Annotated in this window: 18 protein-coding genes and 1 pseudogene; 7 read left to right on the top strand and 12 right to left on the bottom strand. The window is 55.0% G+C overall.

The window, feature by feature from the left end:
- Positions 1-15: 15 nt before the first annotated feature.
- From A7P96_RS06925 to A7P96_RS06910, 4 genes are all read right to left on the bottom strand, one after another.
- Positions 16-906 carry an AAA family ATPase gene (locus A7P96_RS06925; protein WP_067525813.1) on the bottom strand — a complete coding sequence of 297 codons (891 nt, stop codon included), beginning with the start codon at positions 904-906 and terminating at the stop codon, positions 16-18.
- A gap of 66 nt (positions 907-972) precedes the next feature.
- Entirely contained in the window at positions 973-2,991 is a 2,019-nt protein-coding gene (locus tag A7P96_RS06920; protein ID WP_067526346.1) for a Mu transposase C-terminal domain-containing protein, read from the bottom strand.
- The gene (locus A7P96_RS06915) at positions 2,984-3,463 is read right to left on the bottom strand and encodes a hypothetical protein (protein WP_067525811.1); all 480 of its coding nucleotides are present in this window, start codon (positions 3,461-3,463) and stop codon (positions 2,984-2,986) included. The genes A7P96_RS06920 and A7P96_RS06915 overlap by 8 nt, the downstream gene beginning before the upstream one ends.
- 82 nt (positions 3,464-3,545) lie before the next feature.
- On the bottom strand, positions 3,546-3,824 hold the full coding sequence (locus tag A7P96_RS06910; RefSeq protein ID WP_067525809.1) for a helix-turn-helix domain-containing protein: 279 nt from the start codon (positions 3,822-3,824) through the stop codon (positions 3,546-3,548).
- Positions 3,825-4,029: 205 nt separating this feature from the next.
- Here A7P96_RS06910 and A7P96_RS06905 point away from each other — a divergent pair, with 205 nt between their 5' ends.
- Together A7P96_RS06905 and A7P96_RS06900 are read left to right on the top strand one after the other, a co-directional pair.
- Positions 4,030-4,845, top strand: a complete 816-nt coding sequence (locus A7P96_RS06905; RefSeq protein WP_067525808.1) for a helix-turn-helix transcriptional regulator — start codon at positions 4,030-4,032, stop codon at positions 4,843-4,845.
- 223 nt (positions 4,846-5,068) lie between these two features.
- Positions 5,069-5,701 carry a formate/nitrite transporter family protein gene (locus tag A7P96_RS06900; RefSeq protein ID WP_231863654.1) on the top strand — a complete coding sequence of 211 codons (633 nt, stop codon included), beginning with the start codon at positions 5,069-5,071 and terminating at the stop codon, positions 5,699-5,701.
- A 184-nt stretch (positions 5,702-5,885) separates the two neighbouring features.
- On the opposite strand, the gene A7P96_RS06895 is transcribed toward A7P96_RS06900, so the two are convergent.
- From A7P96_RS06895 to A7P96_RS06885, 3 genes are all read right to left on the bottom strand, one after another.
- Positions 5,886-6,317, bottom strand: coding sequence for a PaaI family thioesterase (locus tag A7P96_RS06895; RefSeq protein WP_067525806.1), 432 nt, complete (start codon positions 6,315-6,317; stop codon positions 5,886-5,888).
- Positions 6,314-6,784: a PaaI family thioesterase gene (locus tag A7P96_RS06890; protein ID WP_067525804.1), complete on the bottom strand. Its 471-nt coding sequence runs from the start codon at positions 6,782-6,784 to the stop codon at positions 6,314-6,316. Before A7P96_RS06890 ends, A7P96_RS06895 begins: the two co-directional genes overlap by 4 nt.
- 130 nt (positions 6,785-6,914) lie before the next feature.
- Positions 6,915-7,772, bottom strand: coding sequence for a ScpA family protein (locus A7P96_RS06885; RefSeq protein WP_067525802.1), 858 nt, complete (start codon positions 7,770-7,772; stop codon positions 6,915-6,917).
- 125 nt (positions 7,773-7,897) lie between these two features.
- Between A7P96_RS06885 and A7P96_RS10360 the strand changes: the two genes are divergently transcribed.
- Positions 7,898-8,287 carry a B3/4 domain-containing protein gene (locus tag A7P96_RS10360; protein WP_082887934.1) on the top strand — a complete coding sequence of 130 codons (390 nt, stop codon included), beginning with the start codon at positions 7,898-7,900 and terminating at the stop codon, positions 8,285-8,287.
- Complete coding sequence (locus A7P96_RS10355; RefSeq protein WP_231863653.1) at positions 8,278-8,604, top strand: hypothetical protein; 327 nt, start codon at positions 8,278-8,280, stop codon at positions 8,602-8,604. Before A7P96_RS10360 ends, A7P96_RS10355 begins: the two co-directional genes overlap by 10 nt.
- A gap of 264 nt (positions 8,605-8,868) precedes the next feature.
- Here A7P96_RS10355 and A7P96_RS06875 read toward each other — a convergent pair whose 3' ends face one another.
- The 5 genes and pseudogenes from A7P96_RS06875 to A7P96_RS11530 all read right to left on the bottom strand — a co-directional run.
- Positions 8,869-9,096, bottom strand: coding sequence for a hypothetical protein (locus A7P96_RS06875; RefSeq protein ID WP_067439358.1), 228 nt, complete (start codon positions 9,094-9,096; stop codon positions 8,869-8,871).
- Between the two features lie 75 nt (positions 9,097-9,171).
- Entirely contained in the window at positions 9,172-9,687 is a 516-nt protein-coding gene (locus A7P96_RS10795; protein ID WP_156496302.1) for a hypothetical protein, read from the bottom strand.
- 124 nt (positions 9,688-9,811) lie between these two features.
- Complete coding sequence (locus tag A7P96_RS06860) at positions 9,812-10,366, bottom strand: OB-fold-containig protein (protein ID WP_231863652.1); 555 nt, start codon at positions 10,364-10,366, stop codon at positions 9,812-9,814.
- An 85-nt stretch (positions 10,367-10,451) separates the two neighbouring features.
- Positions 10,452-10,598: a hypothetical protein gene (locus A7P96_RS11270; RefSeq protein ID WP_231863668.1), complete on the bottom strand. Its 147-nt coding sequence runs from the start codon at positions 10,596-10,598 to the stop codon at positions 10,452-10,454.
- 35 nt (positions 10,599-10,633) lie between these two features.
- Positions 10,634-10,792: pseudogene (locus tag A7P96_RS11530) on the bottom strand (GNAT family N-acetyltransferase); the annotation flags it as partial.
- Positions 10,793-10,993: 201 nt separating this feature from the next.
- On the opposite strand from A7P96_RS11530, the gene A7P96_RS06855 reads away from it, so the two are divergent.
- From A7P96_RS06855 to A7P96_RS06845, 3 genes are all read left to right on the top strand, one after another.
- Positions 10,994-11,404 (top strand): RNA-binding S4 domain-containing protein, encoded by a 411-nt coding sequence (locus A7P96_RS06855; RefSeq protein WP_197476459.1) that lies wholly within the window; start codon positions 10,994-10,996, stop codon positions 11,402-11,404.
- A gap of 84 nt (positions 11,405-11,488) precedes the next feature.
- A complete protein-coding gene (locus tag A7P96_RS06850; protein WP_067525796.1) occupies positions 11,489-12,241 on the top strand; it encodes an SIMPL domain-containing protein in 753 nt (250 codons plus the stop codon).
- Between the two features lie 145 nt (positions 12,242-12,386).
- Positions 12,387-13,238, top strand: a complete 852-nt coding sequence (locus A7P96_RS06845) for a neutral zinc metallopeptidase (RefSeq protein WP_067525795.1) — start codon at positions 12,387-12,389, stop codon at positions 13,236-13,238.
- The last annotated feature ends 63 nt before the right edge of the window (positions 13,239-13,301 follow it).

Below are 13,301 nucleotides of genomic sequence, written 5' to 3'. Positions count from 1 at the left end.
TCATCTCCTCTTTGCTTAGTGAATCAACATCTCGGCAAACTGCCGTACCATTTCCACGGAGGGTTCCTGTCGGTTAATCCGGGCGAGCCGCACTACCCCACGCAACATCTTGTCCAGCCGCCGTGCGTTGCCTGCGGCGGTGCGCACCAGCTCGGCGGCGGCCTCCTCATCCATATCCGGCATCGCTTGGGCCACAATCTGCGCCAAATCTTCATCCGGCACGCTCTCGCCTAAATCCAATTTAAAGGCCATGCGGCTGTAGAGCTGTTTCAATTCGCCGTTTTTGCCGCGCAGGTTCACCAACAGGCGCGGCATCCCGGCCAACACCAAACCGCAGCCGGTTTTGTCGTGCACGCGGCGCAGGCATTCCAACGCCCGCAGCGGCAGGTTTTCCGCCTCGTCCACTAAGATAATGCGGCCGCTGTCTTTCAGCCTGCCCACCACCGCATCCATCAGCTCGTTCAAGCTGCCTTTGCCCTCTGCGCCCAGCATGGCGGCCAGCTTTTGCAGCAGCACTTTGGCGGTATAGGTCGGATCGGTTTCAATCATCAGCGCGTCGGGTGCCTGTTTGCAGTATTCGCGCAGCGAGCTGGTTTTGCCCAAGCCGGCCTGCCCGAACAGCACCACCGCTTCGCCTTCCACGTGCGCCAGCCGCAGCACGTCGCGCACCCGCTTGGCCGTAGTCGTCAGTACATAGTCCACCTCCAGCTTTCTTTCGGCTTCGCGCTCGCGCTGCTTTTGCAGATAGGCGGCAATCTTGCGTTCGATTTCCTGCACATTGCCCGGATACTTCCCGTGCAAGTATTGGTTCACCACAGGCGAGGTGACGCCCACCGCACGCGCCACCGCCGATTGCGAGAGGCCGTTATCGCTGATATAGTCTTGTAAATCCTGTCTGATGCTCATCTTTAAAATCCTTTTAAAAAGGGGTTTTCAGGGTTTCAGGTAGCCTGTTGCCGCAGGCTGCCTGTTTTACTTCGCCTGCGTCCGCTCCCATTCGTCGCGGTCGCTCTCAAACATAAATATCTGAGGTTTTTTCGCCGGCACGGGTTCGTAGTTCCCATTGCCAACCAGCAGGCCAAAATCGGGCTGGTGCTCGATGGCCGGGCGGGTTTCTTCTTTCGCCAGCCGGATGGTGTTTTCCGCGCGTTTGATGCGGCCTTTGGCACGTTTTTCCGCCAGTTGGTCGCGCACCGTAATCGGCATGGCCGCGCGTTTATTGCCGTCCACCTTGGCTTTGCACACAAAGCTGCCGTCCATCTTGTACACATACACCCACTCGGCATCGTCGTAGTCGTAGGCCACCCGCACGTCTTCGCCGTGCAGCTCGGCCAATTCGGTCGAAAAATACACATTGCCGAACAGCTCAATCTGCCCGCGTGCCGCCTTGCGCACTTCCTGCGGCCTAAACAGCACGTCCAGCTCCGCTTCAGCCAGCAGGTCGGGGGCGAGGTTTTCCTGCTGCATCCGCAGGTCGCGGTATTGCAGCGGGGTGTAGTGCACGCCGTCGGCGTTTTTCGGCAGCTCGCTGTGCGGCCGGTTGTTGTAATCGGCAATACACTGCATCACATCCGCCATAAACTGCTGCCAGCTCGGCAGCTTGGCCTTGTAGCGCTGCTGTTCGGGTGTCAATTCCTTGCCCTGTCGCCATGCGTTAAACGCGCTGTCCATCTTGCGGTAGAGCAGGTTTTGCGTACTCCGATCCATGCTGGAGCCGGTAAAGGTTTCGTATTGCGCGGCCAGCCGGATCAGGTTGTCCTGCCACCATCTCTCGATGATGCCGCGCCCCTGTGGGTTACCCGGTAGGCCGGTTTCGTGGTGGATGCCGAGCCGTGCAGTCAGGCCGGTGATTTCATGGTCGATGGTTTTGCCGGTTTGGCCGCCGCCGTTGTCGGAGTAGTACATCAGCGGCACGCCGTTGTGTTTGATGCCGATACGCAGCGCATCTGCTACCGCCACACAGCTTTCGGCGAGCGAAAAGCTAAACCCCACCACCATGCGCGTGCAGCCGTCGATAATCACGGTTACTTCGGGTTTAAACGGCTGGCCGTGGATAGGGTGCTGCACTTTGGCTTTAAAGCTGTGGCCATCGCCGATCCACACATCATTTGGCCGTAAAGCCTGCCAGTCGCGCCGGATATAGGGCAGCAGCGATTTATAGGCCGCCCCGGTCATCCGCCCGCGCTGCTGCATAATCTGCGGCAGCTTTTTCCACACCCGCCGCACCGTATCCAAGCTCGGCAGTTCGTAGGCCGGTTGGGTAGCCAGCCAGCCTTTGGCAAATTCCTGATAGCTGTGCGCCAACTTCGGGGCGCTCGGGCGGCAGTGGTGCGCCATAAAGTCGGCCAGCCAGGCAATCTGCACCACCGGCGTCTCTTTTTTGGTCGGGCGCGGTGCCAAGGCAGCCAGCCGCTCGTTGGGCGAGGTGGCGGCACGGTAGGCCGCCACCCAGCCTTTCAGCGTGCGTACACTGATGCCGCGTTGGTTGTTGGCGCGGGCATTGGCCACCGGCACCAAATACGCCAGCGTTTCCGATAACTGCCCGCTTTCCACCTGCCGCACCACAAACTGCACCGCATCCGTAATGCCAAAGCCGGTTACCTCATGCAGCCGCAACACCTCCGCCGCCAGTGCCATCCGCGCATGGGCACAGTCGCGCTGCTTGTCGTTCAAACCCATCGCATAGTCGTCAATCGGCAAACCCAACTGCTCCATCCGCCGCACCGCCACAGGCCGTTTGGCCTTGGCAACGCTCGGCAGTGCCGCCGGCTGCGACTGCGCCAACAATTGAGCCGCCTGCCGCTCCCGCACCGCGATTTGGATGGGTTCAGGTAGCCCGGCTACTTGGTATTCCATACCGCCACCGCGTTGCGCACGCCTACGGCTTGGCCAATATTCGCGCTTAGCTTTATCGGAGATACCTTTAGGGGTTTTAGGCAGAGAAGGGATGTTGAGCTGTGCTAATTCAGCCGCACTTAAATATTCACTCATGGCTTTCATCCCCAAAATCCAATTCCGGATTACCGGCCTTTTTCACGTTCTCGCGCTGATAAGCCAGCAAAGCCAACACATTAGTTAATGCCGCTATAGTCTCGTCTACGCCGCTGCCGTCTTCGTGCCATTTAGCCAACAGCGCCAAAGCCTCGGCTGTTTGGCTTTGTACTTGTGCCATATCCGCCGCTTTGCCCTTGCGGCCGCGCGGAATTTCAATGACTACCCGGTCGCCGTGCAGCACGCTTAGGTATTCGCTAATAAATCGGCTGCCCGTTAGTGCCTCAAACTGGGCTATCCGATTGAGCGGCAAAGTGTTATCCAACAACCAGCGGTAATAGGTTTTAAGCTCCACCCCCATCAGGTCGGCCATCACTTTAGATGGACGGTGCTGTTCCTTGGCATACCGTTTGGCCAGCTCAATCGCATGGTCTAGAGAAGTGGCTTTCGCCTGTCGTCTGATGGTTCTCATGGTAAAAATTTATCAATCGAGAATTTAAATTCGTGATTTTTTGGATTTCTATCCGTACAATACGTATTATCTAAATACGTATTTAGACATTAACTGCACGGCGCAGCACTGGATGGAAATTGCGTGCTGCATAACGTTGTGGCCAAATTTGTTCGGGCTTCAAACCCAGCGCATCAGCGATAACCCGCTCACTTTTCGGATAGGGTTTGATGAGCGCGCCGTAAATTGTGGTCGGATGCACATTGGCTTGTTCGGCCAGTGCCCGGATAGTCCAACCCCGTTTTTTCAACGCAGCAATGATGTCGGCGCGGTGCCAATCCAAAGGCTCTGCTGTTACCTTTTGAGCTGTATTTTTTTTCATCTTGAAATACCTATTTTTTGTCAGTTTGGGAATTGACTAGATGTAGGCATTATAGCGTTAAACTTAAAATTAGCAAGTAAAATTTATAGCGTTAAACTTAAAATCTAGGAGATTTTATTAGGTTTAGTTATAAATACATGATTTCAAGGATAATTTATTTTAAGATTAACGTTATAGTTATTTATAGGCTGAGGTTAGTCTTCGTATGGAAAACTTTAACGTTGAGTTTGCGAAGCGCATGGAGATAGTCGTAAAGAGGCTTGGTAGTGTCTCCGAACTAGCAAGAAGAGTGGATGTGGCCTACCCAACGGCCACAAAATGGGTTAAAGAGGGTGCAGAGCCCAGCACCACCAACCTGATCAAAATCGCTGACGCCTCTCAAGTGAACCTGTTATGGCTGGCCACAGGGCAAGGTGCTCCCTATTTAGAAGGAGAGCAAAGTATTTCTGACGAATTAGAGCAGGAAGGGCAGCGAATACTGCAAGAGCAGTTGAAGAAGACTGATCAGATAGTAAAAAGTCTGCAAGAAGCTAGGCGTATAAGCCGGATAGGCAGCACTCAGCCATTAGATGTAAATGGGAATGTTGTAGATATTGATGAATTTGTCTTTATCCCGTTCTATGAAGTATCTGTATCTGCTGGGCAAGGCGCTTGGGTGGATAACGACCGGCCAAAATCCTGCCTCGCCTTCCGCCGCGATTGGCTAGAGAGCTACATTACATCTGATTTTTCCACGCTGACAGTGGTCATGGTTAAAGGCGACAGCATGGTCGGCGTGCTAAATGATAAAGATGCCATTTTGGTCGATCACAGCCAAACCGAGGCCTCTGATGGTCTGTATGCCTTGCGCATCGGTAATGAGATTTTTGTCAAACGCGTTCAACGCCTGCCTGATTCTTTGCTGATCACCAGTGCCAATCAGGAATATCAGCCGTTCACGGTACCGCTGGAAAATGGGGATGCCGCCAGCAGTAATGTATCTATTATTGGTAAAGTGGTTTGGCTTGGCCGTGCTCTTTAAATACCCACCTCCTGATAAAACCATAATTGCTTAAATTCTGCTTTAAAAGCGTTTAATCCCCGCTTATTCCGGTGCAAAAGATAACGCATTTTTTATCAAACCCAAGCAAAAGCTGGTGCAAGTTTTTTCTCGCACCAGCTTCGCTCAAATCCGCACCTGATAAAGTTTTCCGCCGTTTTTTGCCTCCGGTCATCCCAGTGCAAAAATAAACACCTCCCCACAAGTGCATCCTTCACTGGGGCGTTTTGCCTTTCCGTTTTTCTTCTCTTGGGGGCTGGTGTATATCTTGTTTCTTAATGCGGAACTTACCACTTCCAATATGATGTACCTCACGGCCGGCACCTTCCTCAAAAAAATCAAATGGGAAAAGGCGCTGATTATTTTGCTCTACTGCACGGCATTTAATTTAATCGGCTCGATTTTCACCGCTTGGCTGTTCAACCAAACCAGCGCGTTTGCCCATATTTCGGCGGATGGCTATTTGGCCAATATGGTGGGGCACAAACTGGAACGACCGAACGGCCTAGTGCTGTCGGAGGGGATTTTCGCTAATCTGTTTGTAAACGTGGCGGTGTTATCCTATCTGCTGCTGAAGGAACAGGCGGCGAAGATTGCGGCAGTGTTTGCGGCGGTGTATATGTTTGTGTTTTTGGCCAACGAACACGTGGCGGCAAACTTTGCTTCGTTTGCGCTGGTGGGCTTCAATCAGATTGCCGATAGCGTGTCGCATTTCGAAGCGCTGAATATCCTGCGCCATTGCAGCGTGGCTTTTGTGGCAAATTGGATTGGCGGTGGGCTGCTGATTGGCGTACCGTATGCGTTTTTGAATAAGGATGAGGGAGAGTATGTGGATTAGGGTTTGATGTGTCATCCCAATAGAGCGGATGGAAATAAGAATTGGATAAAAAGGCGAGCTGCAGATAGGACAGCGAGGAGAACCAACACCGCAGCATTCTTTTTTCATTCATTATAAAAATTTCAGGTAGCCTGTTTTCTGTTAACAGGCTACCTGAAATTTTTTACATGTCGAAGGTGGAAAGCTATTGGGCGGCGGGCATTTGGAAGTGGCAGCGGGCCACGACGATGGGTTTGGCGGGATCGGATTGCCAGGCTTCCACGGCCACGTTGGCGATGCGGCTGCCTTGGCGGGTGAGGGAGCAGCGAGCGTAGGTGGTTTCCGGCTTGCCGCTGCGCAGGTAGTCGAGCGAGAAATCGATCATTTTAGGCAACTCGGCGAGGCCGGCCTGGCGGTAGAGGAAGAGCACGGCGCAGCTTTCGATGAAGCCGCCGAGCATGCCACCGTGCAGGGCAGGCAGGAAAACGTTGCCGATATTTTCGCGTTTGTATGGTAAGGCAAACAGGGGATTTCCGTTGGATTCGCCGCATTGCAGGCCAATGAATCCGGTGTAGGGGATGAGTTCGGCGGCTTCTGCCGTGAGTTCTCTGGAAAGGGTGAATAGGGTGTTGTTCATGCTTGCAACATCTCCTGTAGTTTAGCTTGTTCTTCTGGGGTGAGCGGGGTACGCATGAAAGTGGCCATGCCCAAGGCGAAGGGGTCGGCAGGGTCTTCTTGGTAGCAGCAGCTGCGCACGAAGGCCACTTGGCCGGCCAGGCGGTAGCATTCGGCGCGTCCGTAGATGCGGCGGCCGGGGGTGGCGGGGTGCATATAGTCGATGCGCATATCGAGGGTGGCGAGGATTTCGGCACTGGGCAGCTGGGCGGTTACCGCGCAGGCGGAAACCATATCGACCAGGGTGGTGATGGTGCCGCCGTGGATGATCTGGGTGTCGTGGCGGCCAACAAGATGAGGCCGCCAATCGAAACTGAGCACGGGGCGGCGGGCACGGATACCTTCATAGCACAGGCCGATGGCGCGGGAGTGGGGGAGATCGAGGTAGTGTTGGATGAGGATGCGATAGAGAGCGGAATTTGCGGGCATAGTGGTTTCTACTGTAAGACAATATGTTTTCAGGTAGCCTTTGGGAGGCGGAGGGGCGTTATTGTTTGACTGGCAGGAGGCTTTGTCAAGGCTACCTGAAAAATGGCAAACGGTTTTTCAGGTAGCCTTTCTATTTATTTTCATCTTCGCCTTCTCTTTGCGGCACGGCAGTTTCATCTGCCTCTCCGGGCAGGCTCACTAAAATATTGCCAAATGCGCCGTCTTCCTGAGTGAGGCGCACCAGCCCTTCTTTCACCAGCTCCAACAGGGCGATAAAGCACACCACCACTTGCGCCACGCCGCTTTCCGGCTCAAACAATCGGCTGAAGCGGCAGCCGCCGTCTTGCAGACGCCGCAGGATGCGGCTCATGGTGGCACGCACTGAAAGGGCTTCGTTTTCCTGCACCACCGTGTGGCTGCGGCGTTGGCCGGCGCGGGAGAGGATAGCTAGCCAGGCTTGGGTGAGGTCGGCCAGCTGTACTTCTGGCAGCTTGGCGGCGGTGGCAATTTCCAGCGGCAGATATGCCCAGGCGAAATCGCGGCCGGCGCGGGGCAGCGCATCCAACCCCACAGCGGCGAGCTTCATCTGCTCGTAGGCCAAGAGGCGGCGTACCAATTCGGCGCGCGGGTCGGCAATGTCTTCGTCTGCGGCAGCGGGCGGCACGGGTAGCAACAGGCGCGATTTGATTTCAATCAGCACGGCCGCCATCAGCAGATATTCCGCGGCCAAATCCAGGTTTTGCTCGTCCATTTGCGAGATATAAGCCAGATATTGCTCGGTAATCTTGAGCATGGGAATATCCAGCACGTCGATGTTTTGCTTGCGGATAAGATACAGCAGCAGATCGAGCGGGCCTTCAAAGCTGTGCAGCACCACCTGCAGCGCATCGGGCGGGATAAAGAGGTCGGCGGGCAGGTCGGTAACCGGCTGGCCGAACAGCGTGGCGATGCCGGGGCTGTTCGGCGTATCGGGCGGGGGAACGGGCATTTTCAGGTAGCCTTTGGCGGGCAGAAAGCGGGGATTATATCGCCTTTACCGTATTGGCTTGCCAATCTGCTATTCGTATAATCTGCCTACTTTCGGACAAGATTGAGCTAGTAAGGAATATTAAGATGAAATTTGTAGCAGACCAACAATTGTTTACCCAATTTCCTGGATTGCGTATTGGTATTAGTGTGGCATGTGGGGTGAACAATAAGGCAGATGTGTCTGCTTTCCTGCCACAATTGCAGCAGGTGGCAAATAATGTAGCGGAAAATTGTGGAGAACAGCCTGTAGCACAATTGCCGAAAATTGCTGCCTGGCGCGAGGCATATCGACAATTTGGTGTGAAAGCCAAAGAATATCCAAGCTCGGTAGAAGCGCTATATAAACGCGTTTCTAAAGGAAAAGGTTTGGGCAGCATCAGCCCGTTGGTAGATATTTATAACTATATTTCGCTCAAATACACCGTGCAGTGGGCGGAGAAGATTTGGATGCCATGCAGGGTAATTTGCAGCTAACCTACGCCGGAGCGGATGAAGTGCCGGTGATTGTGTTGGGCAAAGATGAGGCACAGGCGCTAGCAGAGGGCGAGATTTTCTATAAAGACAACGCCGGCGCCATTTGCCGATGCTGGAACTGGCGTGAAGTGGCACGCACCGTCATTAGCCCAAATACAACCAACTGTGTGTTTGTGATTGAAGCATTAGCCGAAGTGGGAGACGACGAACTACGCGCCGCACAGGAAGAATTGGACATACTGGTTACGCAATACTGTGGCGGTACGATTACCCACCAAATTGTGTGTGCCGGGCAGAAAGAAGCGGAATTGCGCTGAGGCCACACGGCAATCAGCCCACCCACACCGGCAAATATCAAGGCTGCCAGCAGGCCAAGCAGAGCCAGCCTCCAGCCCACACCCAAGGTACTGAACAGGGTCTGCCGCCATAAACGCAAACAATGCCAGCGCCACACTAACCAGCATGCCTTCCAACATCACATCCCCAAACTAGCCCGGATACAACATCACGATTTTGTTTTTATTCTGTTGCATGGCTTCCTCTTTATATATTGCAGACTACCTGAAAGCCGTCTGACTACCCTACACTACCAAAGCCAGCAGGCAAAACACCGTCCAGCCGATCCATGTCAGCAGTGCCCACATCCGGATCTGCTCCGTATCCCAATCGTCCGCCACCCAGCCGATCAGCCAGCCCGCTTTCCAACCCTCGATTTTTTCCGCTCCGCCCCACGAGAGAATCCATTTGAAAAACAGGCTGAGCAAAATATAAACCGGCAAAACCAGCAATCTCCCCACCCAATCCGTCATAATTTACTCCATTGCAGGCTACCTGAAAGCTGTTTAGGCATCCGCTTTGAGTACCATAAAATTTGGCTGCTATTTTCAGGTAGCCTCACTGGGCTCCAGCAAAGGCAGCCCAGTGGCATGGCTCAAATCTGCCAAACCAGCCACAAAGCGTTTCTGCAGAGCACCCGTGCCCAAAAATATCCTGTCCAGCAGCACATCCTGCCCGCCGTTTTTGCCCGCCAGCCACACTTCGGCAATCGAGCCCTTGCCGCTGCGATACAACCCGGTAAATCCGTCCAACGGATAACTTCCCGCCAACCGCCAGCCACACAGCGACACGGCATATACCAACAGGCAATCCTCTGACGCGCTATAACGGATTTTGCACAATCGCTGCCAGCACCGCCCCAAGAAAAAGCCACTCAGCAGCAAACTGCTGATCTGTTGCATCCGCAGCGTGGTATTCGCCACCCCCATCAAACAAGAGAGAGCAATCAGCAGCCACACCAGCGATGCCGCCGTCAGCAACCCCAACTGCCGGAACACCAGCTCCGTATCCTGCCGGCTGGAAGGCTCGGCTCTAGGTGGCAAATCTGGCATGGTATGAGTCATTCTATATCTCCTATTTAGCTTGCCATTTTCAGGTAGCCTTAATCCACCGAGCTCCCGCTCGGATTCAAAATCGCCTTAAACGTATTCCCCTCCAGCGACACCAAAAGCACTGCATCGCCCTGCTTCAGCACACCTTCGCCATCGGGTCGGGCTCGGCCATCACATAATGCTGCTGGCCTAGGCTTTCCTGCGAAATGGCGGTAGTTCCGTCTTTGGGCATGATTTTATAGAGCCCGCCCGTCATGAAGTGCACCAAAGGCAGCGCAAGAAACAGTGCCGCCGCAACTGCCAGCCAAGCGTTCAGGTAGCCTTCAAACAGCCTCGCGCACAAGGATTGCAGCACATAGCCCACCAGCCTGAACATGGCGAGAAACACCAGCAGCAGCACCCGCTCCACATACAGCCAATCCAAAAAGCGCACCAATGCGCCCGCCCCTTCGATGCCGGCGTGCAAATCGCCATCTAAATCCGCTTCCACCAGGCTGTCGGGCAACAGATTATCGAGCCAGTCGGTGAAGCCGCCTGCCAAGAGCGAGAGCAGCTCGAGCAGGCCGAGCATCAGTATCAGGGCAATGGCGATGCCGAAAATTTCGGTTTCGGGGGTGTTGATTAAATTCCACATGGCGGGATCTTTCACGGGTTGTCGGTTAATCGGATTTTCCGCTTCGCAGAAACTCACTTTGTTTGAGCTCCGTTGAAGCAGTGCTTTCAGATAGCCTTCAGGCGGTGGGAAGAGGCTACCTGAAACCATATTTCCATTTCATTTAATCTCTTGTAATGGCACGGCGCTGCCGACCGTGTTCATCGAAATTCTCTTCGTCCAACCAGCGCTGCATCCGCCGCTTAATCTGCGGCCATTCTGAATCCAGCATGGCAAACCAGGCCGTGTCGCGGTTGCGGCCTTTATACACCACCGCCGGAAAATGCCTTCGAAACGGAAGCCCAATCGCTCAGCAGCACGACGCGAGGCCTGGTTCAGCACGTCGCACTTCCATTCGTAGCGGCGGTAGCGCAGGGTTTCAAACACATATTGCGCCAGCAAAAACTGCGCTTCGGTGGCAATGCAGCTGCGTTTAAGCCTCTCGGAATAAATCACCCAGCCCATGTATTCAAAAATAGCGAAAACGGTTTATATACGCAATATTTTTCGTATCAGCACCCAATAAAAATAAATCAACACAATGATAATAAATATAAAAATATTACGAATACATTTGCATACATACTACATACAAATCTAACCGCCAGCCGTTAGCCGTATTCCCGGCCTTTGGTATAAAATAACCGCTTGAACACGGAGGCAACTATGGCAGGCAAAAATTCACACGAAGAACACCACATGCGGCTCGACAAATGGCTGTGGGCAGCACGTTTCTTCAAAACGCGCGGCATGGCACAGAAACACATCGAGCTCGGGCGTGTGCTGGTGAACGGTGCGAAAGTGAAAAACAGCAAAAACATCGAGCCGGGCGACACCATCGACCTCACGCTCAACTCCTTGCCCTACAAAATCACCGTGCTCGCGCTCAACCACCAGCGCCGCCCCGCCCCCGAAGCACGCGCCCTCTACGCCGAAGACAGCGCCACCGCCGCCAAACGCGAAGCGCAAAAAGCGCTCGACCAGGCCAGCCGCATCAGCGCCACCTACCCCGACGGCCGCCCCACCAAACGCGACCGCCGGGAGCTGGACAAACTCAAACGCGGCTGGCAGGAATAGCATCAAAGGCTACCTGAAAATCCGTCTATACCTTTTCAGGTAGCCTCCGCCGACTCTCTTCCACCAAGCGCAAAGGAAAGCATTATGTCCACAGAAAAAGCCCTCTCCGGCAGCGTTAAAGCCCTCGGTGCCCTACTCGCCATCGGCCTCGTGGCCGCAGCCTTCGTGTTGGGCGGCCAGTTTAAAAATTTCCGCCAGCCCGGCACGATCACCGTAAAAGGCCTGGCCGAACAAAACTTCCAGTCCGAGCGCGCCCGCTGGAACACCGCCGTGAGTGTACACGGCGCCAGCTATCAGGAAGTGCTTGACCGTCTGAACCAGCAACGCCCCAAACTCGAACAATTCCTACGCAGCCAAGGCTTTGATGCAGCCGAGATCCAAACCGCTGCTCCCGAAATCAGCCCCGCCTTCTTGGTGGAACACGATGCCCACGGCAACGAAATCCGCACCCCCAACGGCTACAATGGCAAGCAGCAGCTCACCGTGGCCAGCAGCAAACTCGACCGCATCCAAAGTGCCCACCAAAACATCCTCGCCCTGCGCGCCGGCAATGACGCCATCAATTTCGAGGCCCCGCAATACCTGCTCGGCAACCTCGAAACCATCAAACACAGCCTGATTAAGCAGGCCACCGAAGACGCCCGCCGCCGCGCTGCCGAATTCGCCTCCACCGGCGGCGGCAAAGTCGGCGCCATGCGCTCCGCTTCGCAAGGCTCGTTCAATATCTATGCTGACAGTGGCAGCAGCGGCGACGACGAATACGGCGGCAGCTACGACAAAACCACCGTCGGCAAACAAGTGCGCCTAGTCGTAACCATCGAATACGCCATCGAATAAATCCACGCCGCACACGCCAAGGCTACCTGAAAGCACCGGCTTCAACGAAGCTAAAACCAGCGAAGCAAGTTTCTAATCTCCGCATGCTTTTCAGGTAGCCTGTTATATAATTGCCCTAAACCACACCAACCCAAGGAATTCCAATATGAAACTCGACAATCAACGCAGCAGCAGCAACATCGAAGACCGTCGCAGCCTTGGCGGCGGCAGAGGTGGCGGAGGCGGCGGCAAAATGGGCCTTGCCGGCCTGATTATCGTGCTCATCGGCGCCTATTACGGCGTGGATTTGAGCGGCCTCACCGGCGGCGGCATGCAGATGCCGCAGATGCAACAACAGCAGCAGCGCACCATCAGCCCCGAAGAAGAGCAGCTGGCGCAGTTCTCCTCGCAAATTCTCGCCACCACCGAAGACGCTTGGGGCGAATATTTCCGCAGCCAGGGCCGGCAATATGTGCAGCCAAAAATGGTGCTCTACCGCGGCAGCACCCCCACCGCCTGCGGCACCGGCCAATCCGCGATGGGCCCGTTCTACTGCCCGGCCGACCAAAAGGTTTACCTCGACCTCTCGTTTTACGACGACATGAAAAACCAGCTCGGCGCAGCGGGCGATGCGGCCTTTGCCTATGTGATTGCCCACGAAGTCGGCCACCATGTGCAAAACCTCGACGGCACCATGGAGCGCGTAAACCGTGCCCACGCCCGCATGAGCGAGCGCGATGCCAATCGCCTCTCCGTGATGGTGGAGCTGCAGGCCGACTGCCTAGCCGGCGTGTGGGCCAACCGCGCGCAAGCACGCCAGCTGTTTGAGCAGGGCGACTTGGAAGAAGCCTTCAACGCCGCCGAAGCCGTGGGCGACGACCGCCTGCAACAACGCAGCCGCGGCTACGCCGTGCCCGACAGCTTCACCCACGGCACCTCCGCCCAACGCCTGCAATGGTTCCGCCGCGGCCTGCAAAGCGGCGACCCGGCGCAATGCGACACCTTCTCCTCCCTGTAAGTGCCAGTCCAATACCAAAAGGCTACCTGAAACGGTTTATTCCGATTTTCAGGTAGCCTTTTG

Origin of the sequence: Eikenella sp. NML03-A-027 (genome assembly GCF_001648395.1) — a bacterium.
Classification (GTDB): Bacteria; Pseudomonadota; Gammaproteobacteria; order Burkholderiales; family Neisseriaceae; genus Eikenella; species Eikenella exigua.
The sequence above is the reverse complement of the archived record's forward strand: the minus strand, read 5'-3'. Positions and strand labels throughout refer to the sequence as shown.

Bases quoted from the DNA above. Each gene is read 5' to 3' on its own strand.
- A7P96_RS06925 (WP_067525813.1), bottom strand. From the start codon at position 906: ATGAGCATCAGACAGGATTTACAAGACTATATCAGCGATAACGGCCTC.
- A7P96_RS06920 (WP_067526346.1), bottom strand. From the start codon at position 2,991: ATGAGTGAATATTTAAGTGCGGCTGAATTAGCACAGCTCAACATCCCT.
- A7P96_RS06915 (WP_067525811.1), bottom strand. From the start codon at position 3,463: ATGAGAACCATCAGACGACAGGCGAAAGCCACTTCTCTAGACCATGCG.
- A7P96_RS06910 (WP_067525809.1), bottom strand. From the start codon at position 3,824: ATGAAAAAAAATACAGCTCAAAAGGTAACAGCAGAGCCTTTGGATTGG.
- A7P96_RS06905 (WP_067525808.1), top strand. From the start codon at position 4,030: ATGGAAAACTTTAACGTTGAGTTTGCGAAGCGCATGGAGATAGTCGTA.
- A7P96_RS06895 (WP_067525806.1), bottom strand. From the start codon at position 6,317: ATGAACAACACCCTATTCACCCTTTCCAGAGAACTCACGGCAGAAGCC.
- A7P96_RS06890 (WP_067525804.1), bottom strand. From the start codon at position 6,784: ATGCCCGCAAATTCCGCTCTCTATCGCATCCTCATCCAACACTACCTC.
- A7P96_RS06885 (WP_067525802.1), bottom strand. From the start codon at position 7,772: ATGCCCGTTCCCCCGCCCGATACGCCGAACAGCCCCGGCATCGCCACG.
- A7P96_RS10360 (WP_082887934.1), top strand. From the start codon at position 7,898: ATGAAATTTGTAGCAGACCAACAATTGTTTACCCAATTTCCTGGATTG.
- A7P96_RS06875 (WP_067439358.1), bottom strand. From the start codon at position 9,096: ATGACGGATTGGGTGGGGAGATTGCTGGTTTTGCCGGTTTATATTTTG.
- A7P96_RS10795 (WP_156496302.1), bottom strand. From the start codon at position 9,687: ATGACTCATACCATGCCAGATTTGCCACCTAGAGCCGAGCCTTCCAGC.
- A7P96_RS06855 (WP_197476459.1), top strand. From the start codon at position 10,994: ATGGCAGGCAAAAATTCACACGAAGAACACCACATGCGGCTCGACAAA.
- A7P96_RS06850 (WP_067525796.1), top strand. From the start codon at position 11,489: ATGTCCACAGAAAAAGCCCTCTCCGGCAGCGTTAAAGCCCTCGGTGCC.
- A7P96_RS06845 (WP_067525795.1), top strand. From the start codon at position 12,387: ATGAAACTCGACAATCAACGCAGCAGCAGCAACATCGAAGACCGTCGC.